The 26,354-nt window shown below is 32.5% G+C and carries 25 protein-coding genes and 1 other RNA gene; 13 read left to right on the top strand and 13 right to left on the bottom strand.

Annotation, left to right across the window (positions count from 1 at the left end):
- Positions 1–126: 126 nt before the first annotated feature.
- Positions 127–1,287: a class I SAM-dependent RNA methyltransferase gene (locus tag H0I26_RS14650; RefSeq protein ID WP_101018895.1), complete on the top strand. Its 1,161-nt coding sequence runs from the start codon at positions 127–129 to the stop codon at positions 1,285–1,287.
- Between the two features lie 36 nt (positions 1,288–1,323).
- Here the strand turns inward: H0I26_RS14650 and H0I26_RS14645 are convergent, their stop codons facing one another.
- The 3 genes from H0I26_RS14645 to rlmD are packed head-to-tail and all read right to left on the bottom strand — an operon-like array spanning position 1,324 to position 3,982.
- Positions 1,324–2,070 (bottom strand): DUF6048 family protein, encoded by a 747-nt coding sequence (locus H0I26_RS14645; RefSeq protein ID WP_218699743.1) that lies wholly within the window; start codon positions 2,068–2,070, stop codon positions 1,324–1,326.
- A complete protein-coding gene (locus H0I26_RS14640; RefSeq protein ID WP_218699742.1) occupies positions 2,036–2,557 on the bottom strand; it encodes a DUF6452 family protein in 522 nt (173 codons plus the stop codon). Before H0I26_RS14640 ends, H0I26_RS14645 begins: the two co-directional genes overlap by 35 nt.
- A 12-nt stretch (positions 2,558–2,569) precedes the next feature.
- The gene (gene rlmD / locus H0I26_RS14635; protein ID WP_218699741.1) at positions 2,570–3,982 is read right to left on the bottom strand and encodes a 23S rRNA (uracil(1939)-C(5))-methyltransferase RlmD; all 1,413 of its coding nucleotides are present in this window, start codon (positions 3,980–3,982) and stop codon (positions 2,570–2,572) included.
- A 229-nt stretch (positions 3,983–4,211) separates the two neighbouring features.
- On the opposite strand from rlmD, the gene rocD reads away from it, so the two are divergent.
- The gene (gene rocD / locus H0I26_RS14630; protein WP_218699740.1) at positions 4,212–5,492 is read left to right on the top strand and encodes an ornithine--oxo-acid transaminase; all 1,281 of its coding nucleotides are present in this window, start codon (positions 4,212–4,214) and stop codon (positions 5,490–5,492) included.
- A gap of 70 nt (positions 5,493–5,562) precedes the next feature.
- Here rocD and H0I26_RS14625 read toward each other — a convergent pair whose 3' ends face one another.
- Positions 5,563–7,389 (bottom strand): T9SS type A sorting domain-containing protein, encoded by a 1,827-nt coding sequence (locus H0I26_RS14625; RefSeq protein WP_218699739.1) that lies wholly within the window; start codon positions 7,387–7,389, stop codon positions 5,563–5,565.
- A gap of 239 nt (positions 7,390–7,628) precedes the next feature.
- On the opposite strand from H0I26_RS14625, the gene H0I26_RS14620 reads away from it, so the two are divergent.
- Together H0I26_RS14620 and H0I26_RS14615 are read left to right on the top strand one after the other, a co-directional pair.
- A complete protein-coding gene (locus tag H0I26_RS14620; protein ID WP_218699738.1) occupies positions 7,629–7,844 on the top strand; it encodes a hypothetical protein in 216 nt (71 codons plus the stop codon).
- Positions 7,841–8,404, top strand: a complete 564-nt coding sequence (locus H0I26_RS14615) for a Smr/MutS family protein (protein ID WP_218699737.1) — start codon at positions 7,841–7,843, stop codon at positions 8,402–8,404. The genes H0I26_RS14620 and H0I26_RS14615 overlap by 4 nt, the downstream gene beginning before the upstream one ends.
- A 2-nt stretch (positions 8,405–8,406) precedes the next feature.
- Here H0I26_RS14615 and H0I26_RS14610 read toward each other — a convergent pair whose 3' ends face one another.
- Entirely contained in the window at positions 8,407–9,348 is a 942-nt protein-coding gene (locus tag H0I26_RS14610; protein WP_218699736.1) for a hypothetical protein, read from the bottom strand.
- Between the two features lie 112 nt (positions 9,349–9,460).
- Here H0I26_RS14610 and H0I26_RS14605 point away from each other — a divergent pair, with 112 nt between their 5' ends.
- Positions 9,461–10,600, top strand: coding sequence for a cysteine desulfurase family protein (locus tag H0I26_RS14605; protein ID WP_218699735.1), 1,140 nt, complete (start codon positions 9,461–9,463; stop codon positions 10,598–10,600).
- A 39-nt stretch (positions 10,601–10,639) separates the two neighbouring features.
- Positions 10,640–11,431 carry an alpha/beta fold hydrolase gene (locus H0I26_RS14600; RefSeq protein ID WP_218699734.1) on the top strand — a complete coding sequence of 264 codons (792 nt, stop codon included), beginning with the start codon at positions 10,640–10,642 and terminating at the stop codon, positions 11,429–11,431.
- Here the strand turns inward: H0I26_RS14600 and H0I26_RS14595 are convergent.
- From H0I26_RS14595 to H0I26_RS14580, 4 genes are all read right to left on the bottom strand, one after another.
- Complete coding sequence (locus tag H0I26_RS14595; RefSeq protein ID WP_157814165.1) at positions 11,424–11,597, bottom strand: Lacal_2735 family protein; 174 nt, start codon at positions 11,595–11,597, stop codon at positions 11,424–11,426. The genes H0I26_RS14600 and H0I26_RS14595 overlap by 8 nt on opposite strands.
- A 63-nt stretch (positions 11,598–11,660) precedes the next feature.
- On the bottom strand, positions 11,661–12,047 hold the full coding sequence (locus H0I26_RS14590; RefSeq protein WP_218699733.1) for a DUF2306 domain-containing protein: 387 nt from the start codon (positions 12,045–12,047) through the stop codon (positions 11,661–11,663).
- 134 nt (positions 12,048–12,181) lie between these two features.
- Entirely contained in the window at positions 12,182–14,647 is a 2,466-nt protein-coding gene (locus H0I26_RS14585; protein WP_218699732.1) for a carboxypeptidase-like regulatory domain-containing protein, read from the bottom strand.
- A gap of 11 nt (positions 14,648–14,658) precedes the next feature.
- Positions 14,659–16,347 carry a M23 family metallopeptidase gene (locus H0I26_RS14580; RefSeq protein ID WP_218699731.1) on the bottom strand — a complete coding sequence of 563 codons (1,689 nt, stop codon included), beginning with the start codon at positions 16,345–16,347 and terminating at the stop codon, positions 14,659–14,661.
- A 174-nt stretch (positions 16,348–16,521) separates the two neighbouring features.
- On the opposite strand from H0I26_RS14580, the gene H0I26_RS14575 reads away from it, so the two are divergent.
- The 4 genes from H0I26_RS14575 (at position 16,522) to rny (ending at position 18,931) form a co-directional block, all read left to right on the top strand.
- Entirely contained in the window at positions 16,522–16,812 is a 291-nt protein-coding gene (locus H0I26_RS14575; protein WP_101018881.1) for a hypothetical protein, read from the top strand.
- 16 nt (positions 16,813–16,828) lie between these two features.
- Positions 16,829–17,122, top strand: coding sequence for a cell division protein ZapA (locus tag H0I26_RS14570; protein WP_218699730.1), 294 nt, complete (start codon positions 16,829–16,831; stop codon positions 17,120–17,122).
- A gap of 59 nt (positions 17,123–17,181) precedes the next feature.
- A non-coding RNA gene (gene ssrS, locus H0I26_RS14565) (6S RNA) lies at positions 17,182–17,309 on the top strand.
- Positions 17,310–17,359: 50 nt separating this feature from the next.
- Positions 17,360–18,931 (top strand): ribonuclease Y, encoded by a 1,572-nt coding sequence (gene rny, locus H0I26_RS14560; RefSeq protein ID WP_218699729.1) that lies wholly within the window; start codon positions 17,360–17,362, stop codon positions 18,929–18,931.
- Positions 18,932–18,965: 34 nt separating this feature from the next.
- Here the strand turns inward: rny and H0I26_RS14555 are convergent, their stop codons facing one another.
- The 3 genes from H0I26_RS14555 to xerD form a co-directional block, all read right to left on the bottom strand.
- Complete coding sequence (locus H0I26_RS14555; protein ID WP_218699728.1) at positions 18,966–20,093, bottom strand: sensor histidine kinase; 1,128 nt, start codon at positions 20,091–20,093, stop codon at positions 18,966–18,968.
- A gap of 158 nt (positions 20,094–20,251) precedes the next feature.
- Positions 20,252–21,391 carry a PAS domain-containing protein gene (locus H0I26_RS14550; RefSeq protein ID WP_218699727.1) on the bottom strand — a complete coding sequence of 380 codons (1,140 nt, stop codon included), beginning with the start codon at positions 21,389–21,391 and terminating at the stop codon, positions 20,252–20,254.
- Positions 21,392–21,517: 126 nt separating this feature from the next.
- The gene (xerD, locus tag H0I26_RS14545) at positions 21,518–22,414 is read right to left on the bottom strand and encodes a site-specific tyrosine recombinase XerD (protein ID WP_218699726.1); all 897 of its coding nucleotides are present in this window, start codon (positions 22,412–22,414) and stop codon (positions 21,518–21,520) included.
- A 168-nt stretch (positions 22,415–22,582) separates the two neighbouring features.
- On the opposite strand from xerD, the gene H0I26_RS14540 reads away from it, so the two are divergent.
- The 3 genes from H0I26_RS14540 to aroQ all read left to right on the top strand — a co-directional run bounded on the left by H0I26_RS14540 (position 22,583) and on the right by aroQ (position 24,799).
- The gene (locus H0I26_RS14540; RefSeq protein WP_218699725.1) at positions 22,583–23,230 is read left to right on the top strand and encodes a porin family protein; all 648 of its coding nucleotides are present in this window, start codon (positions 22,583–22,585) and stop codon (positions 23,228–23,230) included.
- 455 nt (positions 23,231–23,685) lie between these two features.
- Positions 23,686–24,303 (top strand): outer membrane beta-barrel protein, encoded by a 618-nt coding sequence (locus H0I26_RS14535; protein WP_218699724.1) that lies wholly within the window; start codon positions 23,686–23,688, stop codon positions 24,301–24,303.
- A gap of 79 nt (positions 24,304–24,382) precedes the next feature.
- Positions 24,383–24,799 carry a type II 3-dehydroquinate dehydratase gene (aroQ, locus tag H0I26_RS14530; protein ID WP_218699723.1) on the top strand — a complete coding sequence of 139 codons (417 nt, stop codon included), beginning with the start codon at positions 24,383–24,385 and terminating at the stop codon, positions 24,797–24,799.
- A 129-nt stretch (positions 24,800–24,928) separates the two neighbouring features.
- On the opposite strand, the gene lpdA is transcribed toward aroQ, so the two are convergent.
- Complete coding sequence (gene lpdA / locus H0I26_RS14525) at positions 24,929–26,305, bottom strand: dihydrolipoyl dehydrogenase (protein ID WP_218699722.1); 1,377 nt, start codon at positions 26,303–26,305, stop codon at positions 24,929–24,931.
- Positions 26,306–26,354: the final 49 nt, after the last annotated feature.

Here is a 26,354-nt window from a genome sequence, read left to right as displayed (position 1 = left end):
TCAGGCTCTCGCAACTCGCTCTCTCCGAGGAGCTCAAACAAATTGCTCCATCCTTAACCCAATTATTTATAAAGGTTATTATTCCGACAAAAATAGAGTATTTTTGCAAAGTATTAGACGAAAAGAATGGAAGAAAATTTCAAGATGGTTGCCAAAACTTTATTTGGCTTTGAAGAGTTACTAGCAAAAGAGTTAAAACAATTGGGTGCGCAAGAGATAAAAACGGGCGTACGTAATGTGTCATTTGCTGGAGATAAAGGGTTTATGTACAAATCTAATTTAGCACTACGTACTGCAACAAAAATTTTAAAACCAATACATAGTTTTAAAATTAAAACTGAACAGGATCTATATGATCAAGTGTATAAGATGGATTGGACGCCTTATTTAAAGTCGTCAGGAACGTTAGCAGTCGATGCTACTATAAACTCGACTGTGTTTACACACTCTTTATATATAGCTCAAAAAACTAAAGATGCTATTGTAGATAAATTTAGAGATGAAACTGGAGAACGTCCAAGTGTGGATTTAAAATTTCCGGATGTTAAAATTAATGTTCATATAGATAGAGAAGAGTGTAACATCTCTTTAGATTCGTCTGGAGATTCTTTACACAAACGTGGTTATAAATTAGCAACCAATATTGCACCAATTAACGAGGTTTTAGCAGCTGGGATAATTATGTTATCAGGTTGGGATGGACAATCCGATTTTATTGATCCGATGTGTGGTAGTGGAACTATTTTAGCAGAAGCAGCAATGATTGCTTGTAATATACCGCCCAATTTAATGCGTAAAGAGTTTGCTTTTGAGCGTTGGAATGACTGGGACGTAGATTTATTTGAAAAAATTGAAGAGTCTTTAATTAAAAAAACTAGAGATTTTCATCACAAGATAGTTGGTTATGATAAATCGCCAAGTGCTGTTACAAAGGCTAAGGAAAACATAGCAAATGCACATTTAGAAGATTTTATAACCATACAACATGAAGATTTTTTCAAAACTCAAAGAGGAGGAGAAGCTAAATTGCATATGGTGTTTAATCCACCATATGGTGAGCGTTTAGATATCGAAATGGAGAGTTTTTATAAAAGTATTGGAGATACTTTAAAACAAAGCTATCCAAATACTAATGCGTGGTTTATTACTTCTAATTTAGAAGCCTTAAAACATGTTGGCTTAAGACCGTCAAGAAAAATTCACTTAATGAATGCGATGTTAGAATCCCGATTAGTTAAGTATGAAATTTATGCAGGAAGTAAAAAAGGAAAGTACATGAATAATTAGTTATTAAACATAGCTAATAACAAAAAAGGAAGTTGATTAATTATCAACTTCCTTTTTTGTTATTACTTTATTTCTGTTTTTTTTGAAAATTGGTATTAGATAAGAAACACTGTATCCGTAGCCTACACCAATACGACCGGAATCAAATGTTTTTGTAAATCCAGGAACATATAAATTTTCGAAATCTACAGGTTGGTCTTGGGTAATCATTCCTTTTAATTGTACGTTAGCACCTATATATAAATTAGTTAAAACCTCTGCTTTTAAACCTAGTATAAGTTCTACCCAAATCGCAGATAATGAACTAAACTCTACGTTTTCAGAAGACGAAAATTGCGGCTCCCAATATTGGTTCGTTGTATAGACGGTATAGTTAGTTCTAGTTTGACTAAACGTACTGGCTCCAACTCTAAAACCAGTGTAAATCATGTCGTCTGTTCCGATCCAATTGTCGTATAAGTTATAATCAAAACCGACTTTAAAGTAACTTCCTTTGGCTGTGACACTTAAAAAGTCATTGGTGGTTATTTTTTCTTCATTACCAATTTCTCCAGCAATAAATAGGTCTTTACTAAGTCTGTAGTCTCCATTAATTTCAAAGCCAGAATAATCATCGTCTAAAGCTGTTCTGATTAATTTACTAGCATCTGTACCTAAACGCAAACCATAGCGTAATTGGATGCTATCTTTTTTCATTTCCACCTCTTCTTCCTGTGCGTGCAATGTTACACTGCAGCATAAAAACAGACTAATGATAAAAGAAATAGTGAGTTGTTGTTTCATCTTCAATTGTTAAATTATCATTTTCTGGTTGAGTTAATATTATCCAATTACCATCTGTTCCTCCATCTATAGAAACGAAAACATTTTTATAAATGGTTTTGTAACCACAAGCTCTAGATACGTATACATCTTCACGATCATAAGTTATTGTAATCGTATCCGTGTTACCTGAGGTAATATTGCCATCATCATCTAAAACGGTATTATTTGTTAAAAAAAATGTAGTAGTATCTGTGTCTGTACGTAGCGGTAAAATAACTTGGTTAACAGTTTCTGCATTATAACCATCTAAAACGTCATCATTATCCTCACCAATTACATATAGGTCTGTTGCGTTTTTTCTGCTGTCTTGCGCATTATTGTTGTAAAAATCAATAATGAGACTTGGTGTTGTAGGTGTTGTTTCCGGACATAAATCGTCGCGTTCGCAAGTCAAAAGACTAAACGAAGCTACTAGTAATACTAGGTATGGTTTTAAATGTTTCATTTACGATGTAAATTATTTCTTTTCTAAAAGTACAATATTTTCGACATGATGCGTTTGCGGAAACATGTCTACTGCTTGAACTTTAGTAATCTTATAGATGTCTTTCATCAATTCTAAATCTCTAGCTTGTGTCGCACTATTACAACTTACATATACTATTTTTTGTGGCGCAATATTTAGTATTTGTTGTACAACATCTTTGTGCATTCCATCTCTTGGAGGATCTGTAATAATAACGTCTGGTTGACCATGAGTATTTATAAACTCTTGGTTAAAAACGTTTTTCATGTCTCCTACAAAAAACTCGCAATTTGTAATATTATTGCGTTCAGCATTTTCTTTTGCTGCACTAATAGCATCCGGAACAGCTTCTACACCAACCACTTTCTTCGCTTTTTTAGAAACAAATTGAGCAATGGTACCAGTTCCAGTATATAAATCATACACGAGTTCGTCCCCTTTTAAATCGGCAAACTCACGTGTTAGTTTATATAATTCGTAGGCTTGGTTGGAATTGGTTTGATAAAATGACTTTGCATTTATCTTAAATTTTAAACCTTCCATTTCTTCAAAAATATGATCTTGACCTTTAAAGCAAATCACTTCTTGATCGTAAATGGTGTCATTAGCTTTTTCGTTAATAATATATTGTAAAGATGTTATTTCAGGAAAAGTTTCGGCAACATAGTTTAAAAGTAACTCACGTTTTGCAACATCTTCTTTAAAAAACTGAACAACAACCATTATATCCCCTGTAGAAGAGGTACGTATCATCATCGTACGTAATAAACCGGTTTGGTTTCTGGTGTTAAAGAACTCTAATTCATTTTCAATAGAAAAATCTCTAACAGCGTTTCTGATAGCATTTGAAGGATCTGCTTGTAAATGACATTTTTTAATATCTAAGATTTTGTCCCACATTCCTGGAATATGAAAACCAAGTGCATTTCTGTCACCTAGATCTTCTTCAGATTGGATTTCTTCCAAAGTTAACCAACGGGAGTCGCTAAAAGAAAATTCCATCTTATTTCTATAAAAATATTGTTCTGCAGACGGTAGGATAGGAGTGATTTCTGGTAAATCTAAATGTCCAATTCTAGTTAAGTTATTAGTGACTTCATTCTGTTTATAGAATAATTGATGTTCATAACCCATATCTTGCCATTTACAACCACCACAAACGCCAAAATGCTCACATTCAGGAGTGGTCCGTTTATCACTTAATTTATGAAAAACAGTAGCCTTACCTTCAAAATAAGATTTACGTTTTTTAAATGTTTGTACATCAACTATATCTCCTGGTACTGCGTTAGGTAAAAATATAACACGCCCATCAGGTGCTTTTGCTACAGTTTTTCCTTTTGCTGCAGCATCTAAAACTTCTACATTAGTAAAAATTTGCTTTTTTGTATTTCGTCTTGCCATAAATGCAAAAGTAATGAAAGGATTTTCGATTTGCGAGTTATGATTTATGATTTTTTTACGAATCTAATTTTGATTGATTAAAATGAAAACGAAAATGGTTTTAATCGCAACTTTTTTATTAATTTGCAACTTCTTAGGGATGATTTCTCTCCCACGCTGAATTTTCGAGCTTTCGAAAGGATAAAGGTACAGAAGGAATGGCTACTTTATAACTTTAAATATTGAAAAAATGGCTGTTTTAAACCAATTAACATCGCAAGAAGCGATGGACTTAGAAAACAAATACGGAGCACACAATTACCACCCATTACCTGTTGTATTAAGCAAAGGTGAAGGTGTATTTGTTTGGGATGTAGAAGGAAAAAAATATTATGATTTTTTATCTGCATATTCTGCAGTAAATCAGGGACATTGTCACCCGAAAATTGTTGGTGCAATGGTAAAACAAGCGCAAACATTGACATTAACCTCTCGTGCTTTTTACAATGACATGTTGGGTAAATTTGAAAAATTTGCAACAGAAACGTTTAACTACGATAAATTATTACCAATGAATACTGGTGCTGAAGCGGTTGAGACAGCTTTAAAACTATGTAGAAAATGGGCTTATGAAGTTAAAGGGATTGACGAAAATGAGGCAGAGATTGTTGTTTGCGAAAACAATTTTCATGGTCGTACAACTACTATTATATCATTTTCTAATGATCCAGTAGCGCGTAAAAATTTCGGACCATATACTAATGGATTTATTAAAATTGAATATGATAATCTTCAAGCATTAGAAGAGGTCTTAACGACTAATAAAAATGTTGCAGGATTCTTAGTGGAGCCTATTCAAGGAGAAGCGGGTGTTTATGTGCCAAGTGAAGGGTATTTAGCAAAAGCTAAAGCATTATGCGAGAAGCACAATGTATTATTTATTGCGGACGAAGTGCAAACAGGTATTGGTAGAACAGGGCGTTTATTAGCGACTTGTGGTAACTGTACTTGTTCTGATAAGCACTGTTCTGGTACTCCAGAAGTGAAAGCTGATATTTTAATTTTAGGAAAGGCCTTATCGGGAGGTGCTTACCCAGTAAGTGCTGTATTGGCTAATGATGATATCATGAATGTTATCAAACCAGGAAATCATGGTAGTACTTTTGGTGGTAATCCTGTTGCGGCAGCAATTGGTACAGCTGCATTAGAAGTTATTAAAGATGAAAAATTAGCACAAAATGCTTTTGATTTAGGTGAATTATTTAGAGGTGAATTATCTAAATTTATTGAAACTTCAAATATCGTTAACTCGGTTAGAGGTAAAGGGTTGTTAAATGCTATTATAATTAACGATACAGAGGATAGTGATACGGCTTGGAATATATGTATGGCTTTACGTGATAATGGTTTATTAGCTAAACCGACACATGGAAATATCATTCGTTTTGCACCACCTTTAGTGATGACAAAAGAACAATTGTTAGATTGTGTAGGTATTATTACAAAAACACTTAAACAATTTGAAAAGTAATTTTTAGACTTATATAAACAAAAAAGGCTGTCAAATTATGACAGCCTTTTTTTATACGTTTTAATTAGGGTTATTTTTTATTAGCAACAATTACTTTTTTAGTAGTTGTGTTATTATTAGATAAAGTTGTTTTTACAAGATACACACCATCACTAAGGTTTTTAGTAGAATAACTTAGTCGTGTATTTGTGTTTTTAACTTGTTTGTTAAAAACTAACTTACCAGAGATGTCATATAACTCAATAAAATTAATATTTAAGCTATTTGGATTAAGTATAACTAATTCTGATGTTGTATTGTTTTGCAATACGTTAAAATTATTTTCTACAAATTCATCTGTTGATAATGTGTTCGTTTCTTCAAAAGTGATTTCAAATCGATTAGCATAGCTACCAATAGGTAGGCTAATTTGAAAATCTTGTTGTCTTAAATCAATATAAAGATTATTGTCAATATCATGAAGATAAATCGGTTGAGAAGAATCAAAATTTTGAATGTCTGTCAATCTAAAGTTTAAAACTTGTTGTGCGTCTAAATTTAAATTTAAAGGAATCTTTAAATCTATTTGATAGTTATCTGCTTTAGTAACATAAGCCTCATTGTTTTGAATCCAATTGGCATCTGCACTTAAGGCACCATAGACTTTACTTTCTAAGCCATAATCGAAGTCTGAAGAGGCTGTTTGGTGAAAATTATGAAGTAGTTGTCTTGTGTATAGCGATCCGAAATCTACATTTAATCTAAATCGTTTGAAGTCTTCTGGTAATATTTGTACACCATTGGAATCATAAACTATAGTATGACGTGCTGTATTATCTTCAGTATTATTTTCAGCTGTTCTATAAAATTCACTTTGTCCTCCTGTTTTTTTATAGAAAACACGATGACTATCAGACGTTAAAAGTGTTCCTGTAGCAGCTCCTTTAACCATGAATCCTTGACCAATAGGTATGTATCGTCTGGCTTCTTTTCCTGACGTTGATGCTGAACCACTAGTATTTAAAGAGCCATCAGAATTATAGGCGTCATAAGGAGGAGCAACGTAGGAATCTACAGTTCCTGAGGCGTTTATAGTATAAGCACCGTAACCACCTCTATACGCTGTTAAAACGTGAGAGGTTATAGTTTGATCTTGCTCCCAATAATATAAAGTACCAGCATCTAGTAAAAGAATATTGTTAGGATCATGTATAAAACCACGTGCATCCATAGCAGAAGGATAAGGGTTACCAATTAAAGTTTCTTGTCCTAAAATTATATCTGTGTTAATTTCGCCTGCATTTGGTTTTCCTCTAAAATCATATTGTTGACCAGCAATTGGGGTAGAGCCAACGGTTCCTTTCATTGTAAAGCCATAACCAGCATCTACAAAGCCCGAAGCACCAACAAAATCCCATGCGCTGTAATCCGCTCCTGGATTGTATTTCCACAGCCAATAGCTTTCTATATTTAAAGGCGCACTAGTTCCGTTATATCCAGTAGTTGTATATCCAGCTAAAGTGCTATTGGTTATATCGGTAATATCATAAATGTTTTGATCGGGAATAAAAGTAGAATTACCTGTTGTATTAATAGAAACGTTACCTACGGGTGAAGCCCAATAATTATAGGCATAATTATTAACGGTTCCTTCTTGGTAAACACTTAGTTTTCCTAATCCAGAATTTCCCGTTGCTCCAGTACCTTGAATAATCTGTGCTTCGTTTCTTAAATAGATACTACTATTTGCTTCTTGTAGGTTAATGTTGTTCTCAACAAATAAAGGAGCAACATCTGCTACACTATCATCAAAACCAGTGCCGTCTACAAAAATATAAGCGTCATTTCTGACTGTCAGCTGCGCTAAACTCAAGTATATAGGACATACGAGTAGGGCGTATAATAAGTTTTTTTTCATTGTTTTGGGGCTTTTTTTATAATATACAAATTATCTAGTAAAAATATTAATTTTTTTTGTAAAAACACTTTTTTTAGTGCTTAATAATTTCATTTTTAGGGTTTTGACTGTTTTAAATGTAAAGTTTTATAGTGAAGTAACCTGTAAATACACGCTTTTTTTACTATTATAATCAGCTTGAATCCTTAAAAAATATAGTAGATTTGCTGTCAATAAGTTAATTAAATTAAAAAAGACTAGTGCCGAAAAAAGTAAACATATATTATATCTCTATAGTGTTAGGAGCAGTGGTGGCTATTTATGCTAATGCTAACGAAGAGCAGAATTTATTATTATTGGTTGGTGGAATAGCATTATTAATGTTTGGTATTTTTAATTTACAATCTGCGATTCCCAGTAAAAAGGAAAAGGACACTTTTGTAGAATCGGAGTTAATTGAAGACGAAGAAGAATGAAATTAAAAATTGGTGATAAAGTAGATGTTTTAGACGACGCACTTTCTGGTGTTATACAGTCTATCAAGGGAGAGATTATTACTATTGAAACAGAAGATGGTTTTGATCTTGAATTTAAACCTTCAGAATTGGTCAAAACGAAACCAGCAACGCTTAGAAATAATGTTTTTGATTCAGCATCAATACGTCAAGTATTGTCTGAGAAAACGGAAAAAAAGAGGCACTCTACAACTAAAATAAAGGCCAAGGAGCGTTATGAGCCAATGATGGAAGTCGATTTACACTTACATAAATTAGTGGACCACGAACGTGGAATGACTAATTATGATAAACTGTCTATTCAATTAGATACCGCTAGACATAAGTTAGAATTTGCTATCAAAAAACGAATTCAGAAAATTGTATTTATACACGGCGTTGGAGAAGGTGTTCTAAAAATGGAGCTAGAAACCTTATTTAGTAGATATGACAATGTCAAATACTACGAAGCCGACTATAAAAAATATGGTCTAGGCGCCACAGAGGTTTATATTATGCAAAATCCCAACACTAATAATTAGGTCTATATAAAAGGAGGTGTAATTGTTCGTGTTTGAGACATTAAAGGGTCATCTAAAGTTCCAAAATCACTTTCGTCATATTGAATGGTAGGGAATGAAATATCTTCAAACCTAAGAGTAACGGTAAATGTTTGTAAAATGCTATGACTTCTAAAAGCCGTAGGTGAATTATTGTTAAAAAATAAAGGATTTAAATAATCAGGACCAGTAGTACTATCTGAGACATCATTAGTAGGGTCATTATCAAAGGAGGTGATCTCCTCGTTTCTGGTTGGTACACCATCACCATCATCATCATCATCCAGGTAATTTGGGATGCCATCTCCATCAGTATCCAAAGCGTTACTTAGGCCATCAGTTTCTGTATATGCAACATTTTCACTTGCTGTTAAAACATTATCGCCATCATCATCTGCATCTAAGTAATCTGGTAAACCGTCACCATCTGTATCTAAAGAATTTGTCGTGTGGTCATTATCACCATCTAAATTATCATCTTCTAACTCAGCAGGGATACCATCATCATCATCTTCAAGTAAACTAACAGAAAAATAAGCAGTACCACTAGTTGACGTATACTCCTCAATGATTTGAATACCATTTGGTGGGACATCGTTACAGAAAAAACCAGAAGGGTCACTAGTATAGCTTCTAAATGTAAATAACCCGGCAACACTCGCTACTGTAACGTCTGTTGTTACTAAATCGACTAATAAGGCGTTATCTGCGTTAACTGCGGTTTCTACTAAAGAAGCAACAGTAAAACTAGGACTATTAAGTTGCAATGATAACGTTTCGTTAGGTTCCGTTTTGGCTTTAAAAAACACCAAATCACCACAAGCCTCAAAAGTATCATCAAATTCTAGTTCTGTTGTAATAATGTCACCATCGTCACAAGAAAATAGACTTAATATAGAGATAAGTAAAACTGAAATTTTTCGCATTGCTAATAAGTTTAAAAAACAAAAATAAGAGAATTGTCAAACTTATAACGTTGCTTAAGACAATTAATTTTATTTAAACTATTTTTGTACCCATTAATAGCAAAAAAGCACAATGAAACCAGTATATTTTGATAATGCAGCAACTACGCAGTTAAGACCAGAAGTTATTGATAAAATGACTAAAGTTATGCAGGACTGTTATGGTAATGCCTCCTCTACGCATAGTTTTGGTCGTTCTGCCAAAGCAATGGTTGAACAAGCAAGAAAAACAGTGGCGAAACATTTAAATGTATCTGCTTCAGAGATTGTGTTTACTTCGGGAGGTACGGAAGCAGATAACTTGGTTTTATTGAGTGCTGTTAGAGATCTGGGTGTAAAAAACATTATAACCTCTAGAATAGAACATCATGCAGTTTTGCATACTGTAGCGCAATTAGAGGGTGAATATGGTGTTTCTATTAATTATGTGGATTTAGATAAAAATGGTCAAGTTAACTATGCCCATTTAGAACAATTATTACAATCTCCGGATAAGACATTAGTTAGTTTAATGCATGTTAATAATGAAATCGGTAATATTTTAGATATTAAACGTGTTGCTGATTTGTGTAAACAAAACCAAGCTTTATTCCATAGTGACACGGTGCAATCTATAGGACATTATAAACTAGATTTACAAGAAATTCCGATTGATTTTATGGCTGTCAGTGGGCATAAATTTCATGGACCAAAAGGAGTTGGATTTGCTTTTATTAGAAAACATTCAGGGCTTAAACCATTAATTTTTGGAGGGGAGCAAGAACGTGGTCATCGTGCCGGAACGGAGTCAGTACATAATATTGTAGGTTTAGAAGAGGCTTTAAAATTGTCTTATGATAATTTAGAAGAAGAAAAAATATACATCACTGATCTTAAAACCTATTTTATTCAGCAATTAGAAGCTAATTTTCCGGGTGTTGGTTTTAATGGAGATTCTGCTGACTTCGAAAAAAGTACGTATACTGTTTTAAATGTCCGTTTGCCCATAGCTGAAGAAAAAGCATTGATCTTATTATTTCAGTTAGACTTAAAAGGTATTGCTTGTTCTAAAGGTAGTGCTTGTCAAAGTGGAAGCTCAAAAGGAAGTCATGTATTGTCTCAAATTTTAAGTGAAACCGACCTTTTAAAAGCATCATTACGATTTTCTTTTAGTAGATTCAATACAAAAGAGGAAATAGATTATGTTATTGACGTGTTAAAAGAATTTATTTAAGCCCTTTTATATCGTATTTTTGTATTTCAAAAAAAATAATTGCTTAACTATTCTACTTATTTAAATGCTAATTCCACGCAATGGGTGACTTTTGTCCATGGAGCAGGGGGTAGTAGTTCTATTTGGTTTAAACAAATTAGAGATTTTAAAGCCGAATTTAACGTGCTTATCTTGGACTTACGTGGTCATGGAGATAGTAAGCCAAGATTAAAAGATACTTTTAATCCTAAATATACTTTTGATTCTATTACTAACGATATACTTGAGGTTATTAATCATTTAAAGATTGAGACATCTCATTTTGTGGGTATTTCTTTAGGGACTATTTTGATAAGAAACCTAGCAGAAAAACATCCTAATCGTGTCCAAAGTATGATAATGGGGGGCGCTATAATGAAATTGAATTTTAGGTCACAACTCTTGATCAAACTAGGTGTGATTTTTAAGAGTGTTGTGCCTTACATGTTATTGTATCGTTTTTTTGCGTTTATAATAATGCCTAGAAAAAATCATAAAAAATCACGATCCCTATTTGTTAACGAAGCCAAAAAATTATACCAAAAGGAATTTATAAGATGGTTTAAATTAACCTCAGAGATTAATCCATTACTTCGTTTTTTTAGGGCAAAAGATATTAAAATACCAACATTGTATGTCATGGGAGCAGAGGACCACTTATTTTTACCTTCCATAAAAGATATTGTAAAGTCGCACTCTACATCAATATTATATGTTGTGGAAAAATGTGGTCACGTAGTTAATGTGGAGCAGCCTTTACTATTTAACAAAACAAGTTTAGACTTTCTTAAAAGTAGGACAGTAGTTAACTAGTTTTTTGAATTGCTTCTATTTGTTCAAGCACAACTTGCGCTTCGGCTTGTTTTTTATCACTTTCACTCCTGTTAGTCGTCGATAGTTTGTAGGACTCTTCTAAAAGTTTTTTATACTGATCCTGAAGTTTATCTAATGCGCTTTTCTTTTTAAATAATCCGAACATAATTTTTATACAAAGATAAAGATTGAATACCATTTGAATAATAAGGATGTGTTAATCTTTAGTTTAAGTAAAAAACAAGGAGTGCATATAACGTCCAGGAACAAAAGTAAAAGCACCAGCAATAAGCATTGCGCCCACGTATAAACCAATCATTTTTAATTTATGACGCCTTACGTCTCCTTTTTTAATAGCAATGTATGCAGTAGGTACGGTATAGATAGTTAGAAAACTAAATAAGTGTATCCAACCAAAATGATTAAATAATTGCGATCCAATAAAGGAAGGCATAAATAAAGTAATGATGGCCGTTAAAAACATTAGAATCATATAAATGCGACCGATTATTTTGTGAGTAACCGTTCCTTTTTTTAGAATAAAGCTGAGTGTGCCTAAAACAAAAGCTGGAAGTATTGTGGCCAGATGAAGGTACATTAAGGTAGTATAAGACATAGTTTTGGTTTGTTATATGACCAAAATTATACTTATTCTAAGCGTTTTGTAATTTAGTTTAACTGAAGTGTTGTTTTTTTAGGATGAAGTGTTTTAGTTTATAATTAGTTAAATGTATTGCTAGAACAATACCTCTAAAAACGCATTGTAGTTCTGACATTAAAAACGCGAGGCGTTAAATAATTAGGGATTGCATATTGACGTTTACTGTACACATCTCTAACCCATGTATTGGTTATTGAGTTTTGTACATCAAAGACGTTAAAAATCTCGAATCCAAAAGACAGTTCTTTAAATACTTTTTTCCAACCACTATCAAATTGCTTGTTTTTATCAACAACTACAAACTGAAAACCAATATCGGCACGTTTATAGTCTGGAAGTCTACTTTGAAAGATATATGGATCGGCGTAACTAGGAGAGCCTCCTGGTAGCCCTGTGTTATAAACTAAATTTAGATACATTTTCATGCTAGGGATATTTGGGACATAGTCCTGAAATAAAGCAGCAAATTTTAAACGTTGGTCCGTTGGCCTTGCAATATATCCTCTGTCATTTATGTTCTCTTCTGTTTTTAGATACCCAAAACTAAACCAGCTTTCTGTACCTGGTACAAACTCGCCATTTAAACGTAAATCTAAACCATAAGCGTAAGCCTCGGCATTGTTAGTTGCGCTATATCTAATACGGACGTTTTCTAAGGTATACGGATTGACGTCTGTCATTTTTTTGTAATAAGCTTCACTAGTCAATTTAAAAGGTCTATCCCACATTTTAAAACTATAATCGTTACCCAATACTAAATGTACAGATTTTTGAGCCTTGACATCGGCCTGTACAACACCTTCTTGGTTACGTAGTTCTCTATAAAAAGGCGGTTGGTAGTATAATCCACCACTAACTCTAAATAGCATGTCTTTATCCCAATTTGGTTTTATAGCAAATTGTGCACGTGGACTGAACACGTTTTGCGATACGTTTTGATTTGTAGCCTCGTCATTAACAGTCCAACTATGGCTTCTAACACCGGCATTGTACCAAACGTCATGTGCTCCAATGGTGCTTCGCTTACTCCATTGCACGTATGCTTGAAGTCTGTTTATTGTTGTATTATTTCTTGATCTAACCTCTTGATAAGCTTCTAATGGGCCTTCGTAAGGTGTATATGGCTGATCGTTAAAGGCGTCAGAATTTGGAGGGTTTATGGAAAAACCGGCAGAATCAATAACTTCCCATTCTACTAAGCGATCTCTAATGTCTTCGTTTGTATATTTAATCGAGAATTTAAATTCGTTTTCATTTTTAGTATAAGTTCCCTTGGCTTCAACATTGGTAATTAAAGCATCCAAATCATTACGACCATGATTTAATTGGCTACCAATGCCTTCGGCAAATTCAACTTCACCTAAATTTTCATCTCCAATATTGCTATTGACTTCTCCTAAAGCATATTGCGCTAGGATGTCAAAATATTCTTCTTCTGTTGTGTGGTAAGTCGAAGTAACTAAAGCAAACGATAAATCGTCATTAACATCATAGTTGGCGCTTAAAGCCCCAAATAATGTTTGATACCTATCTTTTTCTTGACCTTCATACTGGACAACTAAAGCTTGTGGGTTATCTAAAGTTCCAAAATTGGTTTGTCTTGATAGTGGTATATAATCATATTTGTTAAGTGAAGCATTACCTAAAAAGCTAACTTCTAATTTATCGGTAAATTGATAGGTTAAATAACTTTGTACATCGGCAAAAGTTGGTTTGAAGTTGGTTTCAGTTTCTTTTGCATTTACTAGTAGGCTATTGTCTCTGTAGCGCAGACCAACTATTCCTGTAAATTTAGAATCTTGACTAACGGTTTCTATAGCTACACTTGCACCTAATAAACTAGCGTCGACAGCAACACCAGTGTCCGTAGGTTTACGATATGTTATATCTAAAACAGACGATAATTTGTCGCCATATTTAGCTTGGAACCCTCCAGCTGAAAAATCTACATTTTGTACTAAATCTGAATTCACAAAACTTAAACCTTCTTGTTGTCCAGAACGAATTAAAAATGGTCTATAAACTTCAATACCGTTTACATAAACTAAATTTTCATCATAATTACCACCTCTTACGGAGTACTGTGTACTTAACTCGTTGTTACTACTAACTCCAGGAAGTGTTTTTAGGAGGTTTTCGATACCAGCTTGTGCACCAGGAATTTTGGTTAAAGTAGCAGGATCAATATTGACGATACCCTCGACATCTTTTCTCTTTCTTCCGTTAATAACTACGGTTGAGATTTGTTCTACATTTTCTTTTAACACAGGATTAAATTCTAATGTTTCTCCATTTTTAAGATTAAAAGTAGCGGTAATGTTTTTATGAGATACGTGAGAAAATATAACTTTGACCTCCGTATTTGCTGTGATTTTAATTTCGAAAAAACCATTGACATTAGTTTGTGTACCAAAATCACCACTTTTGATATTTACAGCATCTACAGGTTGATTAAATTCGTTTAAAATAACACCTTTTATGGTTCCTGTTTGTGCTAAACAAAATAAAGGGAATAAAAAGGCTAGTAATTTTATAGTGTAGTTAGATTTATTCAAGGGTAGTTGTTTTATTTTCTAAAAAAGCTTGCTTCAAATGTAGTGCTATTTCCTACATTATCAGTAACAATGACTTTTAAATTGTTCTTAGTATCAGTAACGACTTTATCGTTAAAATCGTATGTTAACGTCTTCTTTTTGTAGTCGTACTCCATTAAAATCCATTCGTCATTTATAGATGCTCTGTAGTTAGAAATTCCTGATTCTTTATCTTCAATCTTGATTTTTAAAAAGCGATACTTACTTAACCACTGTCCATCTTTAAAACTTACCGGAGTAATTACAGGTGCAACAATGTCTCTAGCTAAGCAAAACTTTCCTAAGTTTTTAGTTCTAGTAATTAATTTATTTTCTTCTCTAATAGTAGAGGAGTAGCTTGGGTAATTTTTATATCCTATTAATCTGGCAATGTAAACTTGTTTTAAGTCTTCAGGTGCATAATTACTAACGTCGTAAGTAATGGTAAACGATTTTTTTACTGCCAAGTTGTTTTTATGTAATGTTAAAGTGTCCCCGTTAACTTTATAATCTATAAAAAAGTCGTCGTAAAATGTTTGTTTAGGGAAGTCTACTTTTATCTTTTGATTTTCTAATGTATTTACTTCATCGGATGTAATATAATAGGGAGATATAAAACGTGCAGCAACATCATTAGGTTGTTTGTCAACGCCTTTTATATTGATGTTTATTGTGGTTTCATTGCCATCAAAATCAGTAATTTTTACTTTATAAATATTGGAGAGCGTATCGTAGATTATTAAATAACCATCATCAACTACATTGTCGTACATGCTTAATGGGTTGTTGGTGTCTCTAAATAATTTTTGAAGACGTTCTTTTTTATCTTTATAATGTTTGTAATCTATTAATCTATTAAGATGTTTGGTTTCGCCAAAAGAAAATTTTCTAAAATCGATTGTAAAATTCTTCATGCCATTATATAGCGTTTCAATTTTGTACACCCCATTTTTATTAGCTGCTAAATCCTGTCTATCAATACTATTTATAGCAAATCCTATTTTACCATGAGCAGTTAAATCTTCTGTTTTATAATCGCCGTTTTTTAATGGAATAAGACGCAGTTTCTGTTTTAAATTAGAGCCATTAACATGAGATAAATCATTTATTGGATAGGCATATATACTGCTTACTGTTGGTTTTTTAGAGTCTTTTATTTTTAAACCAAATAATAAAGGATTTATAGGACGTTCTTGATTATCTCTAATCTCAAAATGAAGATGTGGTCCACCAGAGCCACCTGTATTACCAGAATAAGCAATAATATCACCTTTGGTAACCACTAAATCGTTTAAATCTGGGAATAACTCTATTTCATAGCTTTCCTTTTCGTACTGACGTTGCTTAACATAAGCTTCAACTCGGTCTGAAAAGCGTTGTAAATGACCATGCACAGTAACATAGCCATTTGGATGTGTGATGTAAATGGCTTTTCCATAGCCGTAATGTGAGACTCTTATACGACTAATATAACCGCTAGCGGTTGCATAGATATTTAAGCCTTCTCTTTGCTTAGTTTTGAGGTCTAAACCAGAGTGAAAATGATTACTTCTAAGCTCGGCAAACGTACCCGATAGTATTAATTCTATATCTAAAGGCGATCTAAAATAGTCTTGAGGATAAATGTTTTGAGCCTGGCTAAAAGTTGAAATAAAAACGAGTAAAAAAAGTGTGTTGCGCATAAATATTTGTTAGTGCTAAAATATAAATAAGGTTTCAATTAGCAAAGTAAAATCAAAGACTAAGCCATTCTGTTGATAATGAGGTCTATTGCGCTCTATTTAAAAATTTATCAAAAATTAATTGTATTGTGTTAAGGTTTGATTAACTTTGTAGGATAAGTATAGTATTAGTTCATGAGTAAGATTGAAACCATTGTTGACGCTCTAGAAAATAAAATTAGTAAAGTCTTAAATAGGCAACAAATTTTAAAACAAGAGAACGCGAAGCTGAAAGAAGCTTTAGAACAATCTCAATCTAAGCTAGTTGCTAAGGATTTAGAATTAGAAACCTGGCAAGATAAGTATAACACTTTAAAAATGGCTAACACAATACTTGGCAGTGACAATGATAAACGAGAAACAAAGCTCAAAATAAATACATTAATTAGAGAGATTGACCATTGTATAAGTCAGTTATCAAGTTAAAGTTTATATAGTTTTTATGGCAGACACGCTTAAAATAAAATTATCTATAGCAAATAGAGTCTACCCATTAACTATTACACCTAGTCAAGAAGAAGGATTGCGCGCCGCCGCAAAGAAGATAGAGACTATGATTACCCAGTTTGAGCAGAGCTATTCTGTGAGAGACAAACAAGATGTTTTAGCCATGTGTGCATTACAGTTTGCGAGTCAAGTAGAGCAGAAAGCACTAGATAAAGACCATGTGACAGAACATGTACACGATAAGTTAAATGCTTTAAATGATATGTTGGATTCACATCTTAGTTTATAATACGTTCATATAACATAACAATATTAGGTTACTGCCTACATTAATTATTTTTTTGATAAACTCAACAGTTAATTCTTTAAAAAGGGTGAGTTTTAAGTTGTAAAAGCGTGCTGCTAATAGTGATTTATCACTATTTAGGCAGATTATTGATCAGCTTGTTAGCCCTAAACTTATATTTAAGGAGTTTATACAAAACCAAAATTAGTGTAGGCTTTTTTTATATATAAACAATCAGAAATGGATAAAACAATTTTAATTATAGCAGGTATTGCAATAGGAGCCATAATAGGTTTTATAGTCGCTAAAATATTAGAGCGCAACAATGCATCAAAACTTATTAAAGGTGCTAAAAAATCAGCTTCAGCAATACTAAAGGAAGCTAAGGTGGAAGGAGATGGTATTAAAAAAGATAAAATACTTCAAGCAAAAGAAAAATTTTTAGAGCTTAAAGCGGAGCATGAAAAGGTGATTTTATCACGTGACAAAAAAATGGCTGACACAGAAAAACGTGTGAGAGATAAGGAGTCACAAGTATCGAGTGAATTATCTAAAAATAAAAAGCTAAATACTGATATAGAAACTAAAGTAAAAGATTATAATCATAGACTTGATGTTTTAGATAAAAAACAAGAAGAGTTAGATCGATTACATAAAAGTCAGGTCGAGCAATTAGAAGTTATTTCTAGCTTGTCTGCGGATGAAGCTAAATCTCAATTAGTAGAGTCTTTAAAAGGGGAAGCAAAAAGTGATGCTATGGCTTATATCCAAGATAAAATGGAAGAAGCTAAATTGACAGCACAACAAGATGCTAAAAAAATAATTATTAATACTATACAACGTATTGGAACAGAGGAAGCGGTTGATAACTGTGTCTCTGTATTCAATATTGAAAGTGATGATGTTAAAGGTCGTATTATTGGTCGTGAAGGACGAAATATTCGTGCAATTGAAGCAGCAACGGGAGTGGAGATTATTGTAGATGATACGCCAGAGGCAATTATATTATCATGCTTTGATTCGGTTAGAAGAGAAGTCGCACGTTTATCTCTTCATAAATTAGTAACAGATGGTCGTATTCACCCAGCGCGCATTGAAGAAGTTGTTAAGAAGACACAAAAACAGATTGAACAAGAAATTATCGAAGTTGGTAAGCGTACGGTTATCGATTTAGGTATTCATGGTTTACATCCAGAATTAATAAAAATGGTAGGGCGTATGAAGTATCGTTCGTCTTACGGTCAAAACTTATTACAACACTCGCGTGAAGTTGCTAAACTTTGTGGTGTAATGGCTGCCGAATTAGGTTTAAATCCAAAATTAGCTAAGCGTGCCGGATTATTACATGATATTGGTAAAGTGCCAGATGCTGAAGCAGACATGGAAACACCACATGCTATTTTAGGTATGCAGTGGGCTGAGAAGTATGGAGAGAAAGACGAAGTGTGTAATGCTATTGGAGCCCACCACGACGAGATTGAAATGAAATCGTTATTGTCACCAATTATACAGGTTTGTGATGCTATTTCGGGTGCACGTCCTGGAGCAAGACGTCAAGTATTGGATAGTTATATCCAACGTTTAAAAGATTTAGAAGAAATTGCTTTTGGATTTAACGGTGTTAAAAAAGCATACGCAATACAAGCAGGTAGAGAATTACGTGTTATTGTAGAAAGTGAAAAAGTAAGTGATCAAGTTGCTGCAGATTTATCGTTTAGTATTTCCCAGAAGATACAAACAGATATGACGTATCCTGGTCAAGTAAAAGTGACAGTAATTAGAGAAACTAGAGCGGTTAATATTGCTAAGTAATACTCTTAAACATATTTATATAAAAAAATCCTGCTTAGAGCAGGATTTTTTTATTTGATGGTATTACTATTTTAAAGCTGGTACCAATGTCAATTTTACTTTCTACGGTTATGCTACCGCCAAAGGCTTCAAGTTGATTTTTGACTAGATATAAGCCCACACCTTCTGCGTCTTGATTAGTATGGAAGGTTTTATATAGACCAAATATATCTTTTCCAAATTTGTCTAGATCTATACCTTTTCCGTTATCAGTTATAGTAAGTTCTAAAGTGTCATCAAAACAATTAGAATCTATTGTGATTTCAGGATTACGATCGGGGTGTTTATATTTGATCGCGTTAGTAATCAAATTTTGCAAAATACTATGTAAATAAGCAGAGCTGAAATGGATATTACAATTGTGTTTTACATTATTATAAATAGTAGTACTACTTTCTGATATGATAAAGGTTAGTTCTTCTATAACAATATTAACTTCATTACCTACTCGTATTTTAGTGTCTGTAGTATTTTTTTTAGATTGAATCGTTACAATTTTACTTAAACTACTTAATGTTTTAGTCAGAGATTTTGATATGGTTCTTAAGTGTCTAAACATTTCTTGTTTTTCAACTTCAGAATCAGCTTCTTCATGAAACTTTAAAATACTTTCAAAATTACCAGCATGTTGCTTTAAGTTGTGAGATACAATGTGAGCAAAGCTTTTTAGTCTGTTATTTTGAATTGTAATAACATCTATAGATTTTTTTAAAGAAAATTCACTTTCTTTCTGTTTTGTTATATCTGTATGCGTTCCGATAATCCTTAGAGGATTTCCTGCGGTATCTCGTTCGATAATTTTTCCCTTATCTAAAATCCACCTATAACTGTCATCCTTATGTAATATTCTATGAACATTTATATATTCAGGATTTGTACCATTAATATGGTTCTCAAAATCTTCAAAATAGTCATGTTTATCTTCAGGGTGGACACGATCATCCCATTCTGAAGAATCAGAACTTATTTCGTTATCATCAAATCCAATTATTTTTTTAGATTCTTTTGAATAAAAGACTTCATTTGTTTTCGAGTTCCAATCCCAAACACCAATTCCCGAATTTTTCAATGCGAATTTCCATTTTTGGTCATTCAAGAGGTTGTTAGTTTTTTTATTTTCCATTTACAAGTAAAATTGTGGTACTATGCAAATATGAGATACTTATTATTGAAAGGAGATTATTACTTTTAATCAAATGTTAACATCGATTAACTACTTTTTTGTTGGTTAAAAAGCATATTTTGTCGATTAAACGCGTTATGACTATTGTTGAGTAATATTTAATTTATAGAATTAGGTATATTTATCGTAAAAGTAGTCCCTTTGTTTACTTCACTATCAACTTTTATAGTGCCACCAAATGCTTCAATTTGATTTTTAACTAGATATAATCCAACACCTTCCGAGTCGTGATTAGTGTGAAATGTTTTATACAAACCAAAAATGTCTTCTCCAAATTTATCTAAATCTATACCAAGACCATTATCTGATACTTTTATTTCTATTGCATTTTTAGAGCATGTACTTATGATTGTTACTTCTGGATTACGATTAGGATGTTTATACTTAATTGCGTTTAATATTAAGTTCTGTAATATGCTTTGGAAGTAAGAGGTATTAAAAAAGAGATAACAATCGATTTCTGTTTTATTTATTACGGTAGCATTATTGTCTTTTATAAAATAATCTAGTTCTTTTAAAACGAGTTCAGTTTCTTTAGATATGTAAAGCTTATTTGTTTGCGCTTTCTGTTTGGATTGCACAGTAACGATTTCATTTAAATTAGTGATAGTACTTGATAACGAATTTGACAGCGTTTTTAGATAATCAAACATCTGTTTTTTTTCAGCTTTAGAATCTGCTTGTTCGTAAAGACTAAGTAGGCTCTCGAAATTACCAGCATGTTGCTTTAAGTTATGTGTCACAATATGTGCGAAATTTTGCAGTTTACTATTTTGTTTGACTACTAAATTTAAAGTTTCTTGTACTTTTCGCTCATTTTCGGAATATTCTGTAATATCAACATGGGATCCAATAATTCTAGAGGCTTGGCCATTTTTGTCTTTTTCAATAATCTGACCGCGATCTAATATCCATCTATAAGAGCCGTCTTTATGTAGTACTCTATGCTTATTCTTGTAAATAGGTTTTTTACCTTTTAAGTGATCTTGAAAGTCTTTGAAGTATTTTTCTCTATCTTCAGGATGTACACGATTATTCCAATCGTTTGCATTATTACCAAAAGTAGCATCGTCTTCTAGTCCAATAATAGATTTGGAAGGTTTAGAGAAAAAAATCTTATTAGAAGCAGCGCAATAATCCCATATTCCAACCTTACTAATGCCTAATGCAAGTTGGTATTTCTCATTTTCATTAGATATAGTAGGATTTAGTTGAATTCCGTTATATAACTCAGACATAAAGCATGTTTTTAATAAAGTTCGTTTTTTATCAAATTAATTCAGGGAACTCTTCTAATGTGCTTAGAATTAGGTAAATATAGAAAATTATAACGATTAAACACAAGTTTAGCCGTTAAAATGTAATTATTTTCTGGGATGAAAATTATTGATAACCGCAGTTAGTTGGCTTCGGTCCACATGTGTGTATATTTCTGTAGTGGTAATACTTTCATGACCCAACATTAATTGTATGGCTCTTAAATCGGCTCCGTTTTCTAGAAGATGTGTCGCGAAAGAGTGTCTAAAGGTGTGAGGGGATATTGTTTTGCTTAAATCAATTTTGACAGCTAAGTCTTTAATAATAGTAAAAATCATAGCTCTAGTTAATTGTTTACCACGTCTATTTAAAAATAAAATATCCTGATGTTCTGGGTGGATTTTTAAGTGATTTCTAACTTGATTTTTATAAATGTTAATATAGTTTTGTGTATCGTTCAAAATAGGAACAAAGCGTTGTTTGTCTCCTTTACCAGTAACTTTGATAAAACCTTCATCAAAAAATAAATCAGATATTTTTAAACTGGTTAGCTCGCTTACTCGTAAACCGCAACTATATAGTACCTCTAGAATAGCTCTATTACGCTCGCCTTGTGGATGGCTTAAATCAATAGCGCTAATTAATTGATTTATTTCATTTTCACTTAACGTATCTGGAAGCTTACGTCCAATTTTAGGCGAGTCTATAGTGTCTACAGGGTTGTCTTTGCGATAATCTTCGAATATTAAATAATTAAAGAATCCTTTTAAACCAGAAATTAATCTGGATTGTGATCTAGCATTAAGCGATTTAGCAACTTCATAAACAAATTGTTTGATTGTAGTGGTATCTATAGTGATAGGAGAGACGGCAATTGCATTGTCTTCTAAATACGATAGTAATTTTTTAACATCAAGCACATAACTATTTATAGAATTAATAGAAAGCCCTCTTTCTATTTTTAAATATAGTGTATAATCGTGTAATGCGTTTTGCCATTTCATGAGGATAAATATAGAGAAAAAGCTAAACTAAAAATAATATATAATATAAATAACTGATAATTAGAGTTATGTGTTTTGATGATGAAAAAACACTAATGTTTACTAAAAAATTGTTAAAAAATAACTAATTTTGTTCGGTATTAATCAATAATAAAAGTTAATTAAATTATGAAAAAATTATTTACAATGGCAGCAGTTGCTGTTTTAGGATTGTCAAACGTGAATGCCCAAGAGGTGAATTTTGGAGCTAAAGCAGGTGTTAACTTAGCAACGCTTACTGGTGATGAAACTGATGATTTGGAATCAAGAACCGGATTTCATGTTGGTGTAGTTGCTGAAATGGTTATTTCTGATAAGTTCTCATTTCAGCCAGAATTAATGTATTCTGCTCAAGGAACAAAATCTTCGTATTCAGAGAGTGAAACATTTAATGGGTTTACTTCTTCTTATGAAGGAGAAAGTACACTTAAATTAGATTACATTAACTTACCATTAATGGCTAAGTATTATGTAGCAGAAGGTTTTAGTATTGAAGCTGGTCCACAGATTGGTTTCTTGATTAATTCAGAAGAGGAATATGAATATTCTGAAACATTTGACGGAACTACTGATACAGAATCTGGAAGTGACGATCTAGAAGATATCAAGTCTATTGATTTTGGTTTAAACTTTGGAATAGGGTATAAATTAGAAAGTGGACTTAATTTTGGAGCTAGATATAACTTAGGTTTATCTAACGTGAATGATTCTGATGATTCTGATGATTTCAAGATAAATAATTCAGTTGTTCAAGTATCAGTTGGATTTTTCTTCTAAGATATTATAACAAATATTATATTAAACCGAAGCCTAACAGCTTCGGTTTTTTTATTTTCAATTTTTTAAAAATAAGTAGTTCTAAAATATGGTTGGTATCGTTGTTTCTAAAAAAAAAGTAACTTAAATTATATCATATTCATTAATTATAATCAGAAGTAAACTTTAGTGCTTGTTAAAAGATGAAATCTTGTTAATAAACTACAGATATCTCTAAAAACACTTAATTTTTTTGATTATTATTTAATCTAAAAATGATAATAACCCCTTTTGGTCTAGAGAGTTAACAACTATTTTATTGCTTTTTAATCAAAAAAAAACGTTAAAATTTGATTCTAAGTATATGACTAATAGCTATTTGTTTTTTGTAATATTTTTTTTACGAAAATTTACTTGTTTAGCCTCTTTTTAGCTTCTAAATTTGTGCCTTCAAATGATTTAAAATTATATCAATTATGAAAAAATTATTATTTACAGCTGCTATTGCAGTATTAGGTTTTACAAGTGTTAATGCACAAGATGAAATGACTACAGTTGGTGGTTTCGAAGAAGGTGATGTTTTTGTATCAGGTACTGTTGGATTTGGTTCAACTTCTGTAGCAGATGTTGATGCTTCTTCTTTTTCTTTTTCTCCATCAGTTGGATATTTCATATCTGACAATATCGCTTTAGAATTAGGTTTAACTGTTGGATCTAATAAAGGTTATGATTTTGACGGAGATTTAGATTTTTCTGAAGATAAATCAAGTTCTTTTGGTGCTAATTTAGGTGCTAACTATTTCTTTACTCCAGATTCTCAATTCTCTTTTACTGTTGGTGCTGCTTTTGCTTATCAATCAGATAAATTTTCTCCTGATGGTGGTGAAGATGCGAGCATAAACACATTTGGTTTAGCTGTATCTCCAGGGATTAGCTATTTTGTGTCAGACAACTTCTCTTTAAGAGCTTCATTTGGTGCTTTATCTTATGATAATGCTAAAGGAGACTGGGATGATGCTGAAGCTGTTGATACTTTTGGTTTAAACTTAGATTTATCAGATATCAAATTTGGTGTTGCTTACAAGTTTAACTAGTATATAGTAAAATAAATATTTAAAACCGAAGCTTAATAGCTTCGGTTTTTTTATGCGATAACTTTTGTATTTTTACAATATGAAAAAACTAATCATAATAAACGGACCAAATTTAAACTTGCTAGGTAAGCGAGAACCTAATATATACGGTAGCTTATCTTTTACAGAGTTTTTAAATGAAATCAAATCAAAGTATCCTAATGCAACTATTGAGCACTTCCAATCTAATATAGAAGGGGAGTTGATTGACAAAATTCAGGACGTCGGTTTTAGTTACGATGGTATTATTTTAAATGCTGCCGCATACACACATACGTCTATTGCAATTGGCGATGCTGTTAAAGCTATCGAAACACCAGTTGTAGAAGTGCACATTTCTAATACGTTTGGTAGGGAAGAGTTTAGACATCAATCGTTCGTGTCTCCTAATGCCAAAGGAATTATATTAGGGTTTGGTTTACAGAGTTACGAATTAGCGATACAAAGCTTTCTGTAGTTTGTAAGTGTTAATTTTAATGGCCTATCCTTAAGTTTGGGTATAAAAAAAGTTCCAGAATTATCTGGAACTTTTTTGTTTATAATAATATCAAACTAGAATAATCTATAGATCACACTAGTATTCAATTTATAAATGTATGACTTCACCATAAGCATCTGCAACAGCTTCCATAACTGCTTCACTCATTGTAGGGTGTGGATGTACCGTTTTTAATACTTCGTGTCCTGTAGTCTCTAATTTACGTCCTAAAACTGCTTCAGCAATCATGTCCGTAACACCAGCGCCAATCATATGACAACCTAACCACTCGCCATATTTAGCATCAAAAATTACTTTTACAAAACCATCTTTTGCTCCAGCAGCACTTGCTTTACCTGACGCAGAGAATGGAAATTTTCCAATTTTTATATCAAAACCTTGTTCTTTAGCTTGTTTTTCAGTTAAACCAACACTTGCAATTTCTGGGCTAGCATAAGTACAACCAGGTATGTTACCGTAATCTAATGCTTCCACATGCATTCCTGCAATTTTTTCTACACATAAAATGGCTTCAGCAGAGGCAACATGCGCTAAGGCTTGACCAGGAGTAATATCTCCAATAGCATAGTATCCAGGGATGTTAGTTTGGTAATAATCATTTACTAAGATTTTATCTCTATCTACTGCAATACCAACAGCTTCTAGTCCAATATTTTCTATGTTAGATTTTATACCAACAGCAGATAATACGATATCAGCTTCTAATACTTCTTCTCCTTTTTTAGTTTTGACAGTCGCTTTTACACCATCTCCAGAAGTATCAACACTAGTAACTTCTGCAGAAGTCATAATTTTTATACCACTTTTCTTAAAACTACGTTCTAGTTGTTTAGACACATCGTCATCTTCAACAGGAACAATTTTATCAAGATATTCTACTATAGTAACTTCTGTTCCCATAGAGTTATAGAAATAAGCAAACTCAACACCAATAGCACCAGATCCTACAACAATTAACTTTTTAGGTTGTTCTGGTAATGTCATAGCTTGTCTGTAGCCTATTACTTTTTTACCATCTTGAGGTAAGCTAGGTAATTCTCTAGAGCGTGCTCCAGTAGCTATTATAATATGATCTGCAGCATATTCTTTTCCTTCGACTTCAATCTTCTTTCCAGCTTTTAATGTTCCAAAACCTTCAATAACATCAATCTTGTTTTTTTTCATTAAAAACTTAACACCGTTGCTCATGCCTTCAGCTACACCACGACTACGTTTAACTACAGCGTTAAAATCTTTATCATAACCATTAACAGATAAGCCATAATCTTCAGCATGTTTTAAATATTCAAAAACTTGTGCAGATTTTAATAAAGCTTTGGTAGGAATACAACCCCAATTTAGGCAGATACCACCAAGACTTTCTTTTTCTACAACAGCAGTTTTTAAACCTAATTGAGATGCTCTAATAGCAGCTACGTATCCTCCTGGACCACTTCCAAGTACAATTACATCGTATTTACTCATTCTATTATATTTTGTAGTTTTAAGAAGTTACGAAGTTACAAAACCAAAT

The sequence above is a fragment of the Olleya sp. HaHaR_3_96 genome (assembly GCF_019278545.1).
GTDB lineage: Bacteria > Bacteroidota > Bacteroidia > Flavobacteriales > Flavobacteriaceae > Olleya.
The sequence above is the reverse complement of the archived record's forward strand: the minus strand, read 5'-3'. Positions and strand labels throughout refer to the sequence as shown.

Coding starts and splice junctions, on each gene's coding strand:
- rny (WP_218699729.1), top strand. CDS start 17,360: ATGGATAAAACAATTTTAATTATAGCAGGTATTGCAATAGGAGCCATA.
- H0I26_RS14555 (WP_218699728.1), bottom strand. CDS start 20,093: ATGGAAAATAAAAAAACTAACAACCTCTTGAATGACCAAAAATGGAAA.
- H0I26_RS14550 (WP_218699727.1), bottom strand. CDS start 21,391: ATGTCTGAGTTATATAACGGAATTCAACTAAATCCTACTATATCTAAT.
- H0I26_RS14540 (WP_218699725.1), top strand. CDS start 22,583: ATGAAAAAATTATTTACAATGGCAGCAGTTGCTGTTTTAGGATTGTCA.
- H0I26_RS14590 (WP_218699733.1), bottom strand. CDS start 12,047: ATGTCTTATACTACCTTAATGTACCTTCATCTGGCCACAATACTTCCA.
- H0I26_RS14595 (WP_157814165.1), bottom strand. CDS start 11,597: ATGTTCGGATTATTTAAAAAGAAAAGCGCATTAGATAAACTTCAGGAT.
- H0I26_RS14625 (WP_218699739.1), bottom strand. CDS start 7,389: ATGAAAAAAAACTTATTATACGCCCTACTCGTATGTCCTATATACTTG.
- H0I26_RS14610 (WP_218699736.1), bottom strand. CDS start 9,348: ATGCGAAAAATTTCAGTTTTACTTATCTCTATATTAAGTCTATTTTCT.
- H0I26_RS14575 (WP_101018881.1), top strand. CDS start 16,522: ATGAGTAAGATTGAAACCATTGTTGACGCTCTAGAAAATAAAATTAGT.
- H0I26_RS14650 (WP_101018895.1), top strand. CDS start 127: ATGGAAGAAAATTTCAAGATGGTTGCCAAAACTTTATTTGGCTTTGAA.
- H0I26_RS14640 (WP_218699742.1), bottom strand. CDS start 2,557: ATGAAACATTTAAAACCATACCTAGTATTACTAGTAGCTTCGTTTAGT.
- rlmD (WP_218699741.1), bottom strand. CDS start 3,982: ATGGCAAGACGAAATACAAAAAAGCAAATTTTTACTAATGTAGAAGTT.
- H0I26_RS14615 (WP_218699737.1), top strand. CDS start 7,841: ATGAAATTAAAAATTGGTGATAAAGTAGATGTTTTAGACGACGCACTT.
- H0I26_RS14535 (WP_218699724.1), top strand. CDS start 23,686: ATGAAAAAATTATTATTTACAGCTGCTATTGCAGTATTAGGTTTTACA.
- H0I26_RS14580 (WP_218699731.1), bottom strand. CDS start 16,347: ATGCGCAACACACTTTTTTTACTCGTTTTTATTTCAACTTTTAGCCAG.
- xerD (WP_218699726.1), bottom strand. CDS start 22,414: ATGAAATGGCAAAACGCATTACACGATTATACACTATATTTAAAAATA.
- H0I26_RS14605 (WP_218699735.1), top strand. CDS start 9,461: ATGAAACCAGTATATTTTGATAATGCAGCAACTACGCAGTTAAGACCA.
- lpdA (WP_218699722.1), bottom strand. CDS start 26,305: ATGAGTAAATACGATGTAATTGTACTTGGAAGTGGTCCAGGAGGATAC.
- rocD (WP_218699740.1), top strand. CDS start 4,212: ATGGCTGTTTTAAACCAATTAACATCGCAAGAAGCGATGGACTTAGAA.
- H0I26_RS14645 (WP_218699743.1), bottom strand. CDS start 2,070: ATGAAACAACAACTCACTATTTCTTTTATCATTAGTCTGTTTTTATGC.
- aroQ (WP_218699723.1), top strand. CDS start 24,383: ATGAAAAAACTAATCATAATAAACGGACCAAATTTAAACTTGCTAGGT.
- H0I26_RS14570 (WP_218699730.1), top strand. CDS start 16,829: ATGGCAGACACGCTTAAAATAAAATTATCTATAGCAAATAGAGTCTAC.